Source organism: Soehngenia longivitae, from assembly GCF_004684055.1.
Classification (GTDB): Bacteria; Bacillota; Clostridia; order Tissierellales; family Tissierellaceae; genus Soehngenia; species Soehngenia longivitae.
In genome coordinates this window covers 38,053-52,231 of sequence record NZ_SRIB01000007.1, presented here as the reverse complement: position 1 = coordinate 52,231, position 14,179 = coordinate 38,053, and the positions used below count along the sequence as shown (strand labels likewise).

At 30.4% G+C, this 14,179-nt stretch carries 17 protein-coding genes and 1 tRNA gene; 2 read left to right on the top strand and 16 right to left on the bottom strand.

Annotation, left to right across the window (positions count from 1 at the left end; all coding sequences use genetic code 11):
* Positions 1 to 12 precede the first annotated feature (12 nt).
* Entirely contained in the window at positions 13 to 1,224 is a 1,212-nt protein-coding gene (locus E4100_RS05925; protein WP_135271111.1) for an alanyl-tRNA editing protein, read from the top strand.
* Positions 1,225 to 1,270: 46 nt separating this feature from the next.
* Here E4100_RS05925 and E4100_RS05920 read toward each other — a convergent pair.
* From E4100_RS05920 to E4100_RS05895, 6 genes are all read right to left on the bottom strand, one after another.
* Positions 1,271 to 1,367, bottom strand: a tRNA-Sec gene (locus tag E4100_RS05920).
* Positions 1,368 to 1,471: 104 nt separating this feature from the next.
* The gene (locus E4100_RS05915) at positions 1,472 to 2,182 is read right to left on the bottom strand and encodes a response regulator transcription factor (RefSeq protein WP_135271110.1); all 711 of its coding nucleotides are present in this window, start codon (positions 2,180 to 2,182) and stop codon (positions 1,472 to 1,474) included.
* Positions 2,183 to 2,196: 14 nt separating this feature from the next.
* Complete coding sequence (gene selB, locus E4100_RS05910; protein ID WP_135271109.1) at positions 2,197 to 4,110, bottom strand: selenocysteine-specific translation elongation factor; 1,914 nt, start codon at positions 4,108 to 4,110, stop codon at positions 2,197 to 2,199.
* A 12-nt stretch (positions 4,111 to 4,122) separates the two neighbouring features.
* The gene (gene selA, locus E4100_RS05905; RefSeq protein ID WP_245196368.1) at positions 4,123 to 5,529 is read right to left on the bottom strand and encodes an L-seryl-tRNA(Sec) selenium transferase; all 1,407 of its coding nucleotides are present in this window, start codon (positions 5,527 to 5,529) and stop codon (positions 4,123 to 4,125) included.
* Between the two features lie 16 nt (positions 5,530 to 5,545).
* Positions 5,546 to 6,580, bottom strand: coding sequence for a selenide, water dikinase SelD (gene selD, locus E4100_RS05900; protein WP_135271108.1), 1,035 nt, complete (start codon positions 6,578 to 6,580; stop codon positions 5,546 to 5,548).
* 11 nt (positions 6,581 to 6,591) lie between these two features.
* On the bottom strand, positions 6,592 to 7,233 hold the full coding sequence (locus E4100_RS05895) for a helix-hairpin-helix domain-containing protein (RefSeq protein ID WP_135271107.1): 642 nt from the start codon (positions 7,231 to 7,233) through the stop codon (positions 6,592 to 6,594).
* A 138-nt stretch (positions 7,234 to 7,371) separates the two neighbouring features.
* Here E4100_RS05895 and E4100_RS05890 point away from each other — a divergent pair, with 138 nt between their 5' ends.
* Positions 7,372 to 8,691, top strand: a complete 1,320-nt coding sequence (locus E4100_RS05890) for a D-alanyl-D-alanine carboxypeptidase family protein (protein WP_135271106.1) — start codon at positions 7,372 to 7,374, stop codon at positions 8,689 to 8,691.
* A gap of 22 nt (positions 8,692 to 8,713) precedes the next feature.
* On the opposite strand, the gene E4100_RS05885 is transcribed toward E4100_RS05890, so the two are convergent.
* From E4100_RS05885 to rplU, 10 genes are all read right to left on the bottom strand, one after another.
* Entirely contained in the window at positions 8,714 to 9,094 is a 381-nt protein-coding gene (locus E4100_RS05885; protein ID WP_135271105.1) for a RidA family protein, read from the bottom strand.
* A gap of 13 nt (positions 9,095 to 9,107) precedes the next feature.
* Entirely contained in the window at positions 9,108 to 9,452 is a 345-nt protein-coding gene (gene rsfS, locus E4100_RS05880) for a ribosome silencing factor (protein ID WP_135271104.1), read from the bottom strand.
* 27 nt (positions 9,453 to 9,479) lie between these two features.
* Entirely contained in the window at positions 9,480 to 10,331 is an 852-nt protein-coding gene (locus E4100_RS05875; RefSeq protein WP_135271103.1) for an LCP family protein, read from the bottom strand.
* Positions 10,331 to 10,897 (bottom strand): bis(5'-nucleosyl)-tetraphosphatase (symmetrical) YqeK, encoded by a 567-nt coding sequence (gene yqeK / locus E4100_RS05870; protein WP_135271102.1) that lies wholly within the window; start codon positions 10,895 to 10,897, stop codon positions 10,331 to 10,333. Before yqeK ends, E4100_RS05875 begins: the two co-directional genes overlap by 1 nt.
* On the bottom strand, positions 10,887 to 11,498 hold the full coding sequence (nadD, locus tag E4100_RS05865) for a nicotinate-nucleotide adenylyltransferase (RefSeq protein ID WP_167792089.1): 612 nt from the start codon (positions 11,496 to 11,498) through the stop codon (positions 10,887 to 10,889). Before nadD ends, yqeK begins: the two co-directional genes overlap by 11 nt.
* Before the next feature lie 19 nt (positions 11,499 to 11,517).
* Positions 11,518 to 11,808 carry a ribosome assembly RNA-binding protein YhbY gene (gene yhbY / locus E4100_RS05860; protein ID WP_135271100.1) on the bottom strand — a complete coding sequence of 97 codons (291 nt, stop codon included), beginning with the start codon at positions 11,806 to 11,808 and terminating at the stop codon, positions 11,518 to 11,520.
* 11 nt (positions 11,809 to 11,819) lie between these two features.
* Complete coding sequence (gene obgE / locus E4100_RS05855) at positions 11,820 to 13,091, bottom strand: GTPase ObgE (RefSeq protein WP_135271099.1); 1,272 nt, start codon at positions 13,089 to 13,091, stop codon at positions 11,820 to 11,822.
* A 63-nt stretch (positions 13,092 to 13,154) separates the two neighbouring features.
* A complete protein-coding gene (rpmA, locus tag E4100_RS05850) occupies positions 13,155 to 13,445 on the bottom strand; it encodes a 50S ribosomal protein L27 (RefSeq protein WP_135271098.1) in 291 nt (96 codons plus the stop codon).
* A complete protein-coding gene (locus E4100_RS05845) occupies positions 13,446 to 13,793 on the bottom strand; it encodes a ribosomal-processing cysteine protease Prp (RefSeq protein WP_135271097.1) in 348 nt (115 codons plus the stop codon).
* A 1-nt stretch (position 13,794) separates the two neighbouring features.
* On the bottom strand, positions 13,795 to 14,106 hold the full coding sequence (gene rplU / locus E4100_RS05840) for a 50S ribosomal protein L21 (RefSeq protein WP_135271096.1): 312 nt from the start codon (positions 14,104 to 14,106) through the stop codon (positions 13,795 to 13,797).
* Between the last annotated feature and the right edge of the window lie 73 nt (positions 14,107 to 14,179).

Below are 14,179 nucleotides of genomic sequence, written 5' to 3'. Positions count from 1 at the left end.
GAGTTGAATGATATGTCAAATAAAATCTATTGGGAAAATCCCTATTTAACTAATATAGATGCTTCTGTTACTGAAAAATATCTCAAAGATGGGAAGTGCTATTTGAAATTAGATAAAACTATTTTTTATCCAAATTTCTCAGGCGGTCAGCCTAGAGATTATGGGTACATAAACGATATAGAGGTAATAGATGTGTATGAAGATGATACCGATATAGTTCATGTCCTAAATAGAAATATAGACAATTTAGATGTAAAATTATCAATTGATTTTGAGAGAAGATTTGACCATATGCAACAGCATACTTCTCAGCATATCCTTTCAGCAGCTTTCTATAAGATCTTCAACTGGCAGACAGAAAGTTTCCATATGGGCAATGAATATAGTACCATTGATCTATCTGCAAAAGATATAAATGAAAATGAAATTCAAAAAGCTGAGATTCTTGCAAATAAGATAATACAGTCAAATTTTAAAGTTTCATTTTATTTAGTTGATAAAGATGGTGTAAAAAATATGCTTATTAGAAAAAATGTGCCTATAGAAAAAAATATTAGAATAGTTGAGATAGAAGGACTTGATTATTCAATATGCGCAGGCACACATGTATCTTCTACTGGAGAAATAGGATTAGTAAAAATAATTGGTTTTGAAAAAAATAAATCTATGATTAGAATTAAGTTCATTGCTGGCCAAAGAGCTTTAAATCATTATTTAAAGATGTACTCAATAATAAATAATATTAGAAAAAATTTTTCAACTAATGAATATAATTTAACAAATAAAGTAAATGAGGTGCTAGAATATAATAAATCACTAGAAAAACATAATAGAAAATTAAAAAATAAAATAGTTGAACTCAAAACTTTTGAATTGATTTCTAAAGTCAAAAAAATAAATAATTATAAATTTATTATTGAATCATTCAGTGATGAAGACTCAATATACGTTGATAGTATAAGACGCAATATAAGCAATAGTCATGACGACATTTTCCAAATTTATACATTGGAATCACCAAATGGCATGTTGTTTACAATTTCTAAGCCTAAACTACTAAAAATCGACATGAAAAATGTGTTTGATGAGTTGTCACAAATATATGAGATAAAAGGTGGTGGCAGTAACGACATCATCCAAGGAAATTTAGATGGTGGATTCTTAGATGATTTTTTGAATAGTGCTATTTTAGTTATAATTGACATGTTAACTAAGAAAAATTAGAATTGAGCTTTAAATAATAAAAAAGCCACATAAGTGACTTATATAATGGCGGGAGTATGTGGGAATCGAACCCACCCAAGAGGCTCCTAACCCCTCGCGCTGGTTTTGAAGACCAGAGGGCACACCAGCACCCATCTACTCCCAAGCATTTTAAAACCTTAATAAGTATAACATATTGCGTTTACTTGTCAAGTGTTTCATATCTTGTTTTGAGATAGTTATCTGATATATTATTTAAGATATAAAATCAAAATGAATTGTTAGAAATACTATTTTCTTTAAAATAATATCCCACTCCCCATTTAGTCATAATATATTGAGAATCTTTGGAATTATCTTCAATCTTCTCTCTTATTCTTCGAATGTGTACATCAACTGTCCTCAAATCACCATAATACGCATAACCCCAGACACGCTCTAATAACTCTTCACGTGTAAATATCTTTCCTGGATTAGATGCCAATACATATATCAAATCAAATTCTTTACCTGTTAATGATATTTCTTGTCCTGATTTCGTTATTTTTCTACCAATTGTATATATTTTTATGTCAGATATTTCTATAACATCATTATTATATTCAAATTTTATGTCAGATGTTCTTCTAAGTATAGCTTTTATCCGAGCTTTTAATTCTAATATATTAAATGGTTTTACAAGATAGTCATCAGCCCCATATTCAAAAGCTAAAATTTTTTTGATATCATCATCAACCCTAGAAATAAAGATTATTGGAATATTAGAAAAGCTACGAACATTTTGACATATAGTTAAACCATTTGATTTCAATAATTGAAGTTCAGTTACCAATATATCATAATGTTTCTTTTCTATCAATTCAATTATATTTTCGCAATCAGAAAAAACATCTATTTGGAAACTGTCCTGTTCAAAACTATATTTTAATGTTTTAGTAAAATTCGTATCAGGATCTAGTACTAAGATTCTATCGCCCATTTTTACACCTCAATTTATTCTATTAAATATCTTTTGTCATCATCTCTCTTGGTTAATTTGATTTGGTCAAAATGCTCAAGTAATGCTATAGCAAATTTTCTATTTGTTTTCAACAGATCTCTATAAATTGGAGCCGTTATAAACTCATTTGTCTTAAAATAATCTCGTAAGATGTTTTTTGCTGCTTCATATTTACTAGAGCTTATTAAATATTCTTCACCTAGTTTTATTATATCACCTTTACTAATCATAAAAAAAACCAAGTTTTCAATTGTCTTTTTATCATAGTTAATGTCTAGATTTAATATATCATTAGTCTTTGTTAAATTAAAACCTTCTTTATCCAAAATCTCAATAATTTTTTCTTTAATAGCATTATCCGAGTTGGATAAACTAGGTTCATAGTCAGGTAGAGAAAGTAAATCTCTAGATTGCTTTATTATTTGCCTGTTTATAAGATAATCTATAATTATGTCACCTAGCTTCTGTTTGTTTTTCCCCAGATATTTAGTTCTTATTTCCTCTTTAGGAATTCCATATCTCAAAGGCTGTTTTTTATGAAAAACTTCTAATTCAGTTTTTATAGAATCTATCAAATCATCTATTTTTTTTACATGTAATGGATATATTTCTTTGTTTAATTCAAAGACGACAACCTTTCCGTCATCTTCTAATCTTTTAATCTCATTTATTATACTTGTCTCTAATAAAGATAGCTCAATAGCTATTTCTTTTGTATTGTAGAATATATTATTCTCATTAATTAATATGTTTTCAATATGGTCAATAATTGAACCTTCTTCTTTTAAAGCTAATTCTTCTATTATATCTTCATCATATCTTTTTCTTTTACTAGGATTTGCAACCAATACCTCTCCACCACCAATTGTAAACATAGGTGAATAAAATCTTAAAATAAATCTATCTTTTGCTTTTGCAACAGTTTTTTCTTCAAGTCTAAGTTGTGCAAATGCTTCCTCTCCGGGCTCTAAAAAATCCCTATCTAATAAAATAATCCTGCACATTATTTCATCAGTGCCTAAATAAAGTTTTAATCTAGTTCTGTTTTCAATTGGTTTTTCTAAGTTTTTTAATAGTTTAACTTTTACATCTAGCATCATAGTCTCTTTCATTGAGCCTTTAGGAGCAATATAATCTCCTCGATTAATCTCATCTTTTTTTACATTAGCTAGATTTATAGCAACTCTTTGTCCAGCATATGCTTCTTTTACATCTTTATCATGAACTTGTAAATTTCTAACCTTTGTAATAATTGATTTAGGATATATTTCAATCTCATCACCTATTTTAAGTATCCCACTCAATAATGTTCCAGTTACGACGGTTCCAAAACCTTGAATAGTAAATACTCTGTCAATGGGCAATCTTGGAAGATCATTAGTATCTTTTGGCTCAATTAAAGTAGATAATCTATCTATTTCTTCTACTACTTCATTTATGCCAGTTTTCTTTACGCTAGAAACCGGAATCATCTTTGAATTTTCAAGGAAAGTGCCTTTTACACTCTCCTTTATCTCTTCTTTAACTAATTCTAACCAATCTTGATCTACTAAGTCTGATTTAGTTATTACAATAAAGCCATTTTTCACACCTATTAAATCCAAAATAGCCAAATGTTCAATAGTTTGTGGCATAACTCCTTCATCAGCAGCTACTACAAATAAAATTATGTCTATCCCAACAACTCCAGCTAACATGTTTCTGATAAATTTTTCATGTCCAGGCACATCTATTATTCCTGCTCTCTGTCCACTTGGAAGATCAAAATAAGTGAATCCTAATTCAATAGAAATTCCTCTTTCCTTTTCTTCCTTTAATCTATCTGTTTCTCTGCCTGTTAGTGCTTTTATTAAAGTTGTCTTACCATGATCTATATGCCCAGCTGTACCAATAATGATATGATTCATTTTTTACTCCCCTTAAATATATTTACAAGCATTAAGTATAGCTTCAATAACTATTTCCTCTTCATCTTCTCTTATCGTCCTAAAATCAAACAGAACTCTATCCTTAAAGATTCTTGATATAACTGGTATCTCGTAATTTCTCAAATTTCTTTCAAAATCTACAATATTTCCTCTAAGTAGCTCTATTGCTAAACATTTCGTATTTATCTTTTCTAATGGTAAAGAACCCCCACCAACTTCTGAGAAATCATCAACTATATCAAAGATAATTTCTTCAGAATTTATCTTTGGTTTTAAAATATCTATTACTCTTAAAACTTGTTTTTCTATATCATCTATACTCTTTACAATCATACTCAACGTTGGAACATTCGATAAAGCTGTGGCTTCATCTAAATAATACCTAAAAGTGGCCTCCAATGCTGATATAGTGAATTTATCCACTCTTAATGCTCTAGTCAATGGGTTCTTCTTCATCTTATCTATTAATTCTTTCTTTCCTACAATTATACCTGCTTGTGGTCCACCCAATAATTTATCCCCACTAAATGTTACTATATCAGCTCCATTTTTAATGCTGTCTGATACGGTTGGTTCATAACTTATCCCGTATTTAGACAAATCTATCAGAACTCCGCTTCCTAAGTCTTCAATAAGCAATATTTTGTCGCTTTTTAATTTTTTGAGTTCAGAAACTGGCACATCACTCGTAAATCCAAGTATTTTGTAGTTCGAAGTGTGAACTTTCATAATACATGAAGTTTCGTCATCTATTGCATTTAGGTAATCCTCAAAATGAGTTTTATTTGTAGTGCCTACTTCCTTTAAAATAGCACCACTTTGCTCCATAACTTCTGGAATTCTAAAAGAACCACCAATTTCTATTAATTCTCCCCTTGAAACTATAACATTTTTATCTTTAGCAACAGTGCTCAATACCAATAATACTGCTGCAGCATTGTTATTTACAACAAGAGCTGCCTCTCCTCCCGTTATTTGAGAGATAATCTTTTCTAAATGTGAATATCTTGAACCTCTCTTACCTTTTTCTATATCGAATTCTAAATTAGAGTAGTTTGTACTAATTTGCATTATGTTGTCAATTATATCAGGATTAAGTAGCGATCTGCCTAAATTGGTATGAATTATTACGCCAGTTGCATTTACAACTCTTCTTAAACTAAATTTGTTCTTTGCAATACAGTTGTTAATTATATTTAAAATTAATTCATTTAACTCAGTAATTATCCTGTTTTCGTCCTCATTTTCTTGTATCAACGATCTAATTTTATCGATTTCTTCATTAATAGCTTCAATCACAATTTTTCTTGGACTCGTCTTTAAAATATCTAAAATTCTATCGTCTGCTAAAATTTCATCTACTTTTGGAATCATTTGATAATATTTTTTATTGCTCACTTAAACACTCCTTCTTTTAAATAACATGCAATATGTGGTCATCTTGATTCTTTACTTCTCCTATTACTCTATAATCGACATTAAGAGACTTTAAATTATTTTCTAATTTTGTTAGATCTTCTTCATTTACAGAGATTAATAAGCCTCCTGACGTTTGAGGGTCATACATAATATCTTTTAAATATTGATCAACTTCTTTTTCAAATACCACTTTATCCCCAATATGCTTTTGATTTTTATATGCACCAGCTGGGATTATGCCCATATTAGCATATTCTCTAGCTTCTTCAATATAATATACATTACTACTGTAAATAAAAACGCTCACATTGCTAGCTTCTGCCATTTCAAGGGCATGTCCTAATAAACCAAATCCAGTTATGTCAGTTATGCTATTGATTCCATCAATGTCTTCACAAGCATTCTTTGCATGTTTATTCAACTTGGTCATTACATCAACACATTTCTTATAAGCATTTTCGCTAGCAATTTCACCTTTTATTGCTGTGTTAATTATCCCGATACCCAATGGTTTTGTAAGCACCAAATAATCCCCTACTTTAGCGTTGCTATTTGATTTAACTTTATCAGGGTGCACAAAACCTGTCACAGACAAACCATATTTTGGCTCATCATCTGAAACACTATGTCCTCCTACTAATATCGCGCCAGCTTCTTTTACTTTGTCATATCCCCCTCTTAATATCTCTGAGAGTATTTGGGGATCTAAGCAATCAGGAAAACATACGATATTCATTGCTAATGTGGGCTCTCCTCCCATCGCATAAACATCACTTAAAGAATTTGTCGCAGCGATCTGTCCAAAAGTATATGGATCGTCTACCACAGGTGTAAAAAAATCTAAAGTTTGAATTATTGCCAATTCATCATTCACTTTATAAACTGCAGCATCATCAGATGTATCTATGCCAACTAACAATCTTTCATCATAAATCTTTGGTAAATTGCTCAGAACCTGAGCTAATATATCTGGTCCGATTTTAGCAGCTCACCCTGAACTTTTTGTCAATTTTGTAAGTCTCTTATCCATTATATCACCTCTTAATTCGTAATTATCAACTCTTTGATATCGTTGAATTTTGCTTCTCCAATTCCACTTACATTTTTGATATCTTCAATTGTATTAAATTTTGTCGTCTTTCTATACTCAATAATTCTATCTGATAATACATCTCCTATGCCTGGCAATGACATCAACTCTTCTTTTGTACATGTATTTATGTTTATTTTATTTGAATTTGAGTTTTCACTAGCTCCATTTATATCCACGTTAGCCATATCGCCTTCTACATTGCCTGAATCTAAATTTTCTCCAACTTTAGGTATATATATCTTTTCTTCATCAACTATCTTCTTAGCTAAATTAATTCTATCTATATCAGCGTCCTTAGTTAAGCCACCTGCTAAGTTAACTGCATCTATTACTCTATCTCCAGTAACTAATTTGTATATACCGGGCTGATATACTTGGCCACTTATATGAACCATTATATCCATAGGTAAATCTAAATCTTCCTCTACATCAATTTTGTCATTAACATCATTAACATCATTAACATTTGTAATCACTAATTCATTCTCATCAGTACTACTATTTGCTGAGTTTAAAGAAACTATAGACACTACTAACAATATTCCAATAATCGCTATTAATATCTTTTCTCTTTTACTAAAGTAATACATATTATACAACCTCCTAAAGTTATATTAATATTATACTATTTAAAAGGATATAATTAAATAATAATTATATCTGTAGAATATATGTATAAGTTTAATTTTTTGATATAATATAAATAACATAAAAATGGTGGTGGTAATTTGAAAAAATTTAAACTCTTAAGTAGTGTATTGGTGATTATTATAATATTCTCTCAGTATAGTTTCTCCTCGGCTTCTTCATTATCTACAATTATAGAGAATAATAATTCCAATCTATTACATATTGGTGCTGAAGCTGCTATACTGATTGATTATGATACTGGTCATATCCTATATCAAAAAAATATGCACGAAAAACTATATCCTGCTAGTACTACAAAGATGATGACAGCAATACTTGCCTTGGAAAATGGAAATTTAAGTGATTATGTAACTATAGATGAAGAAATTATTAAATTGACTTACGGAAGTCATATAGCTCTTGATTTTGGTGAAAAATTGACGTTGGAACAATTATTAAATGCGATGCTTATAGCTTCAGCAAATGATTGTGCTCTTGCAATCGCCAAACATATTGGTGGTAGCATCGATAATTTTGTAAAAATGATGAACGAAAAAGCGAAAGAGTTAGGGGCTATTGATACTAATTTTGTCAATCCAAACGGTCTTCACGATGATTATCATGTATCCTCAGCATATGATTTGGCTTTAATTGGAAAATACGCAATGCAATTTGATAAATTTAGAGAAATAGTAACTAAGGTCAGTTATGAAATTCCTCCTACAAATGTTAAAAACGAAACAAGGTATCTTAAGTTGACAAATAAATTGTTATATAGTCAAGAAAAAGTTGAAATAGATGGCAAATTAATTCCAATTAAATATCCTTATGCTTTAGGTGTTAAAACCGGATATACAAGCGAGGCAAAAAACTGTCTAGTTTCTTATGCTGAAAAAGGTGATCAAAAGTTATTAGCTGTAGTTTTAAAAGCTAATGGAAATGAAGTCTATCAAGATACAATTGAACTTCTTAATTATGGTTTTGATAATTTTGAAAATGTAGTGTTTGGATATAAAGATCAATTTATCGACAACATACCTATTAAAGATGGATCTGTTCCATATGTCGCTGGCATCATCGATAATAATATTTCTTTTCTTATTTCAAAGCTAGATGTTCAAAATGTCGAAAGAAAAACTATTTTCAACGAAGATATAACTGCCCCGATTACAAAAGGACAGGTTATAGGAGAAATTCAATATTTATTAAATGGAGAGCTTTTAGGAAAAGCTAATATTATTTCTTCTACAGATGTTAGTATTAACCCAAACAAAAAATTCCCTACGAATATTCTTCACAATTGGTATTGGTTTGTCATAATATTCTATTTTATAAATAGCTTATATAAAAAGCATCAGAGAAAAAAGAAAAGAGAAAGAAGAAAAGCATTGTTAGATATGAGTTATGGATCAAAATAAAAAAGGGCTTAAAAGCCCTTTTTTATAGAGTTGCTACAGCTTCAATTTCTATAAGCCCGCCTTTTGGCAATTTCGATACCTCAACTAAACTTCTTGCAGGTTTGTGTTCTGCAAAATACTCAGAATATACCTCGTTTATTTTAGAAAAATCATCCATATTGGTTACGTATACTGTTACTTTAATTACTTTCTCAATGCTTGAACCAGCTTCTTCTAATATTGATTTGACATTTTCCAGTGAAGTCTTAGTTGCAAGTTTTATATCATCATTAACTAAATCTCCAGAAGATGGATCTATTGGCAATTGACCTGATGTGAAAACTAAATTCCCAGCAACAATCCCTTGTGAATATGGTCCTATAGCTGCTGGTGCTTTTTTTGTACTAATATAGCTTATTTCCATAAAATAATACCCCCTATTTTAAAATATTCTCATATTCTTTCCACAATCTTTCAAGATTGTAATATTCTCTATCTTCTTTTTTAAATATATGCACGACTACATCGTCATAATCTAAAATTATCCATTTAGCAGAAGAATATCCTTCTTTGCCTGCAATTGTTTCATATCCGTTTGAAGTCATCTTATATTCAATTTCGTCAACAATTGACAACACTTGAGACGTTGAATTTCCACTTGCGATCACAAAATAATCAGCAATAGAGCTAATTTTTTTGATATCAAGAACCTCTATGTCAAATCCTTTCTTGTCTTCAATTGCTTTTCTAATTATGTTCAACTTATCCTCAATTAAATTCATTCTTTCTTTCTTTACCTCCTCTAAAAACTAGTTAATATAAAATATTTGATTTATTATCTCTTTAGTAGCTTCTTCGTCATGAATATAATAAGATACTCCATTAAGCATTTTAGGACTCCCAGGAAGCACATATGTCTCTATATCTAATGAATTAATTATTGCGCTAAACCCATATCTCATAACCATTGTAAGTGGAATATTAGTGTCTACATTTGATTTATAAAGTTGAATCATTTTTGGAATCTTAGGTATATTTCTAAGACTTAAAGTATCATTGATTACCACTTTCAAAAACTCTTGTTGAGCATCTATTCTTCCTAAATCTGCATTTGCATATCCTTTTCTGAATCTCAAATATTGAAGCGCCTTATCACCATCTAGTGTTTGTTGTCCTTCTTTTAAATCAATGTGCAATGGTGGATTGGCTGTTGGATCTTCATATTTCATGTCAACAGGAACATAAATTTCAATGCCACCTATTAAATCTATAAAGTTTTTAACTAAATCATAATCAACTACTGCATAATAGTCAATATCTATTCCTAATAAATTTGATACAGTACTAGTTGTAAGCTCTGCTCCTCCATATGCGAAAGAGTGATTTACTTTTTCTTTGTATTTTCTACCGTCTATTGAAGTTCTTGTGTCTCTAGGCATGGATACTATAGATAGTTTGTCATTTTTTTTATCTAAATTAAAAAGCATTATAGTATCAGATCTGACCCCTTTGGCCTCTTTCACATTGCTTGCATCTATGCCCATAAGTAAAAAAGTCAAATCTGAATCATCAAATGACATCCCAATAAATATATTTATAACAAAAAATAAAACAAAAAAAATTATGAGCCATTTAAAAAAAATCTTGAAAAATGATTTCATTATTTCCCCCTGTTCCAATTTCTAATGATGTAATTTCTGGCTTTATAAGTATCAGAATGTATTACACTATTTTTCTGTATTAAGTACACAATAGTATTATTCATAGAAACAATTAACGCTTGATCTAGATCTTTGAATGCCAGTTCCCTTATCTTATCTACACCATCAAAGTTTCGACTAGGTTCAATTAAATCAGCTAAATAAATTATTTTTGTCAACAATGGCATATTTTCTTTACCAGTAGTATGATATCTGATGGCGTCCAATATTTCTTCGTCACTTATGCCAAATTCATATTTGGCAATAATCATTCCAAGTGGAGCATGTAATAATTCTTTGTTTTCTAAAGTTTCTTCATCTAGAATTATACCAAATTTATCAATTAGCATCAATGACTCGTCGTATTTGAGCGGTTTTGCATAATCATGTAAATAGGCTGCTATCGATGCTTTTTCTTTATCCGCACCGTATTTATCTGCCAATTGAATTGCTGTATTTACAACACCTTTAGTATGCAAATATCTTTTTTCATCGAGTGTATTTTTAATTATTTCATCATAGTTCATACCAATTGCCTCCATATATTTTTGTCACATCTTGTCTTATTGAGTCGGGAACGAGATATTTTATGGAAAGACCTTTAGCTATCCTATCTCTAATTAGTGTTGATGAAATATCAATAAAAGGGCCTCTGCTTTCAAATACTTTCGCACTGTAAGTGCTTTTTAGTTTTTTGATTTTCAAATCAATTGTTTCACTAACATATGTTGCTCTTTTATAAACTATAAAATTTGTCAATTTCGAAACATTAGCAAAATCTTTCCATGAATCTAATTCAAATAAAGTATCCGCACCTACTATAAAGAATAGCTCATCATCAATATATTGAGATTTTAATTTTCGCAATGTATCAATTGTGTAATTTATTTTATCAGATCTTAATTCGATATCGCTTGAAATGAAAAAACAATTATCTGCAATTGCTTTTTCCATCAGTGATAAGCGTAATTTAGCATCTATTAGGTTTTCATAGCTTTTATGAGGAGGGTTGCCATTTGGAATAAAAATTATGCTATCAAGTTTAAATTCTTCTCTAACATACTCTGCTATTATTAAATGTCCTATATGAATAGGATTAAAAGTCCCTCCCATAATACCAATAGGCATAAATCTCATCTCCAATGTCTTAGTCTGGTAATTTGATTATCTTATCTTTAGATTTTCTATATATTGTTATCTTTCTTCCAATATTTTGTACAAACTCAGCATTTAGTTGAGTTATTAAGGTTTCAACTATTTCATCAATATCTAGTTCTGAATTTCTTAACACATTTATTTTTACAATTTCTCTTGCATTAAGTGCATCATCAACTTGTTTAATAAAATTTTCAGTAAGGCCGTTTTTGCCAATTTGAAAAATAGCTTCTGTGGTATTTGCTATTTTTTTTAGATAGCTTCTTTGTTTGCCAGTTATCACACTATCAACTCCTAATTAAAAAATTCAAATTCATATCCGCAGATAAATACAGAGTCGCCTTCTTTTATGCCTAATTCTATTAATCTATCTACAATACCTTTTTTCTTTAATGTGTCTTGAAAATATCTGAGTGAATCATAGTCATCCATATAAGTCGACTGCATTAATCTTTCGATGTTCTTACCTTCTACTATAAATTTTCCATTTTCTTTGTACACTAATTCTTTATCCTCTTCAACTAATTCATCTTCAATGAACTCTTCATCAAAAGTATCGTAGTTAACAGGTATTATACTTAGAGTATTCCAAATAGCATATAATAATCTATCTATGCCTTTACTTGTCACAGCAGATATTTCATATACTTCAATGCCTTGAGGCTCAAATTCAGCTTTTATTTGCTCTATCCATTTTGTGGAAGAAGGTATATCAGTTTTATTAGCTGCAATTATTTGAACTTTTTCTCTCAGTTTATCACTGTACTGAAATAATTCTTCATTAATCTTATAATAATCTTCTATTGGATTTCTTCCTTCACTTCCGGAAGCATCAAGAACATGCACAAGTACTCGAGTCCTTTCAACATGTCTTAAAAAATCATGTCCTAATCCAACGCCTGCCGAAGCTCCCTCAATTAGACCTGGTATATCAGCAACGACAAAGCTTTTATCTTCTCCTATTCTAACTACCCCAAGATTTGGTTTTAAAGTAGTAAAATGATAATTTGCTATTTTAGGCTTTGCTTGAGATATAACAGATAACAAAGTTGATTTTCCTACATTTGGATAGCCTATCAAGCCAACATCAGCTAATAGTTTGAGTTCTAAAATAATATTTCTTTCCTCCCCAGGAGTTCCCGGTTCTGCAAAGCCAGGTGCTTGTCTTGTAGAAGTAGCAAATTTCGCATTGCCTCTTCCTCCTCTACCACCCTTTGCTATGACAAAGCTCTCTCCTGGTTTTTTTAAGTCGGCTATTGCTTTGCCAGTTTTTTCATCCTTTACAATTGTACCTACTGGTACTTTTAAAACAATATCTTCTCCATCTTTCCCATATTGTTTTTTGGTTCTTCCGTCTTCTCCATTTTGCCCGTAATAAGATCTTTTGTAGCGATAATCCATCAATGTTCTTATCCCTTCATCAGCAACTAATATCACTGATCCGCCTTTTCCTCCATCTCCTCCATATGGGCCGCCAGAAGGTTCATATTTCTCTCTTCTCCACGCAACTGCTCCGTTTCCACCTTTACCTGCTTTTACATATATTTTTGCTACATCTATAAACATACACATCATCCTCATAAAATATTTTTATTAAAAATTTAAGCTTACCATCTGGTAAGCTTAAAATTAGGCTAGTTCTTCACGAGGATATACACTAACTTGTTTCTTATCTCTGCCTTTTCTTTCAAATCTAACAACACCATCTATTGTTGCAAATAAAGTGTCATCTCCACCTTTTCCAACATTGTTTCCTGGGTGTATCTTAGTACCTCTTTGTCTAACAAGAATATTTCCTGCTAATACGAACTGGCCATCGGCTCTTTTAACGCCAAGTCTTTTAGATTCGCTATCTCTACCGTTTTTTGAACTACCAACACCTTTTTTTGATGAAAATAACTGTAAATTTAATTTAATCACTTAATCCACCTCCTCGAAATCAATGGATATATATTCTTTATATTCTTCGTTTAATAGTCTTAACCCAATTATAAGTGTTTGAAATATGATTTGTGTAGATTGCGACTGTGCATACCCAATATCCTCTTTCAAATTAACCTTCATATAACCTTCATCATCAATAATTTTATACACTAATGATGATTTATCAATATTAGCAACTTCGATAAGAGAATTTAGCGCAGTATATCCTAGAATAGATATAGCTGCACACACAATATCTTCCCCATGAGGTCTATATCCTGCATGTCCTTTTATTTCATAACCACTGATAATATCATTTTTTTTAAATAATGTAACATATGTCATATTATCCTACTATCTTTTCTATTTGTACTTTCGTAAATGGTTGTCTATGACCATGTTTTCTTCTTTCATTCTTTTTAGCTTTGTATTTGTAAACAATTATCTTCTTTTGCTTACCATGATCTAATATCTTTCCTTCAACTTTAGCTCCTTCTACAAAAGGTTTACCTGCAGTTATACCTGTTTCGTTTGATAGCAACAAAACTTTATCAAAGCTAACTGTTTCTCCCTCATCTGCATGAAGTTTTTCTACATAAACAATATCTCCTTCTTCAACTTTATATTGTTTACCACCAGTTTCTATTATTGCGTACATATGTGCACCTCCTATTACCCAGACTCGCCAATGTCAGGTGACTATGCTTTAAACCCACATTGAGCGGCTTACC

Coding starts and splice junctions, on each gene's coding strand:
- E4100_RS05925 (WP_135271111.1), top strand. CDS start 13: ATGTCAAATAAAATCTATTGGGAAAATCCCTATTTAACTAATATAGAT.
- E4100_RS05915 (WP_135271110.1), bottom strand. CDS start 2,182: ATGGGCGATAGAATCTTAGTACTAGATCCTGATACGAATTTTACTAAA.
- selB (WP_135271109.1), bottom strand. CDS start 4,110: ATGAATCATATCATTATTGGTACAGCTGGGCATATAGATCATGGTAAG.
- E4100_RS05895 (WP_135271107.1), bottom strand. CDS start 7,233: ATGTATTACTTTAGTAAAAGAGAAAAGATATTAATAGCGATTATTGGA.
- E4100_RS05885 (WP_135271105.1), bottom strand. CDS start 9,094: ATGGAAATAAGCTATATTAGTACAAAAAAAGCACCAGCAGCTATAGGA.
- rsfS (WP_135271104.1), bottom strand. CDS start 9,452: ATGAATTTAATTGAGGATAAGTTGAACATAATTAGAAAAGCAATTGAA.
- E4100_RS05875 (WP_135271103.1), bottom strand. CDS start 10,331: ATGAAATCATTTTTCAAGATTTTTTTTAAATGGCTCATAATTTTTTTT.
- yqeK (WP_135271102.1), bottom strand. CDS start 10,897: ATGAACTATGATGAAATAATTAAAAATACACTCGATGAAAAAAGATAT.
- nadD (WP_167792089.1), bottom strand. CDS start 11,498: ATGCCTATTGGTATTATGGGAGGGACTTTTAATCCTATTCATATAGGA.
- obgE (WP_135271099.1), bottom strand. CDS start 13,091: ATGTTTATAGATGTAGCAAAAATATATGTAAAAGCAGGTAAAGGTGGA.
- E4100_RS05845 (WP_135271097.1), bottom strand. CDS start 13,793: ATGACATATGTTACATTATTTAAAAAAAATGATATTATCAGTGGTTAT.
- rplU (WP_135271096.1), bottom strand. CDS start 14,106: ATGTACGCAATAATAGAAACTGGTGGTAAACAATATAAAGTTGAAGAA.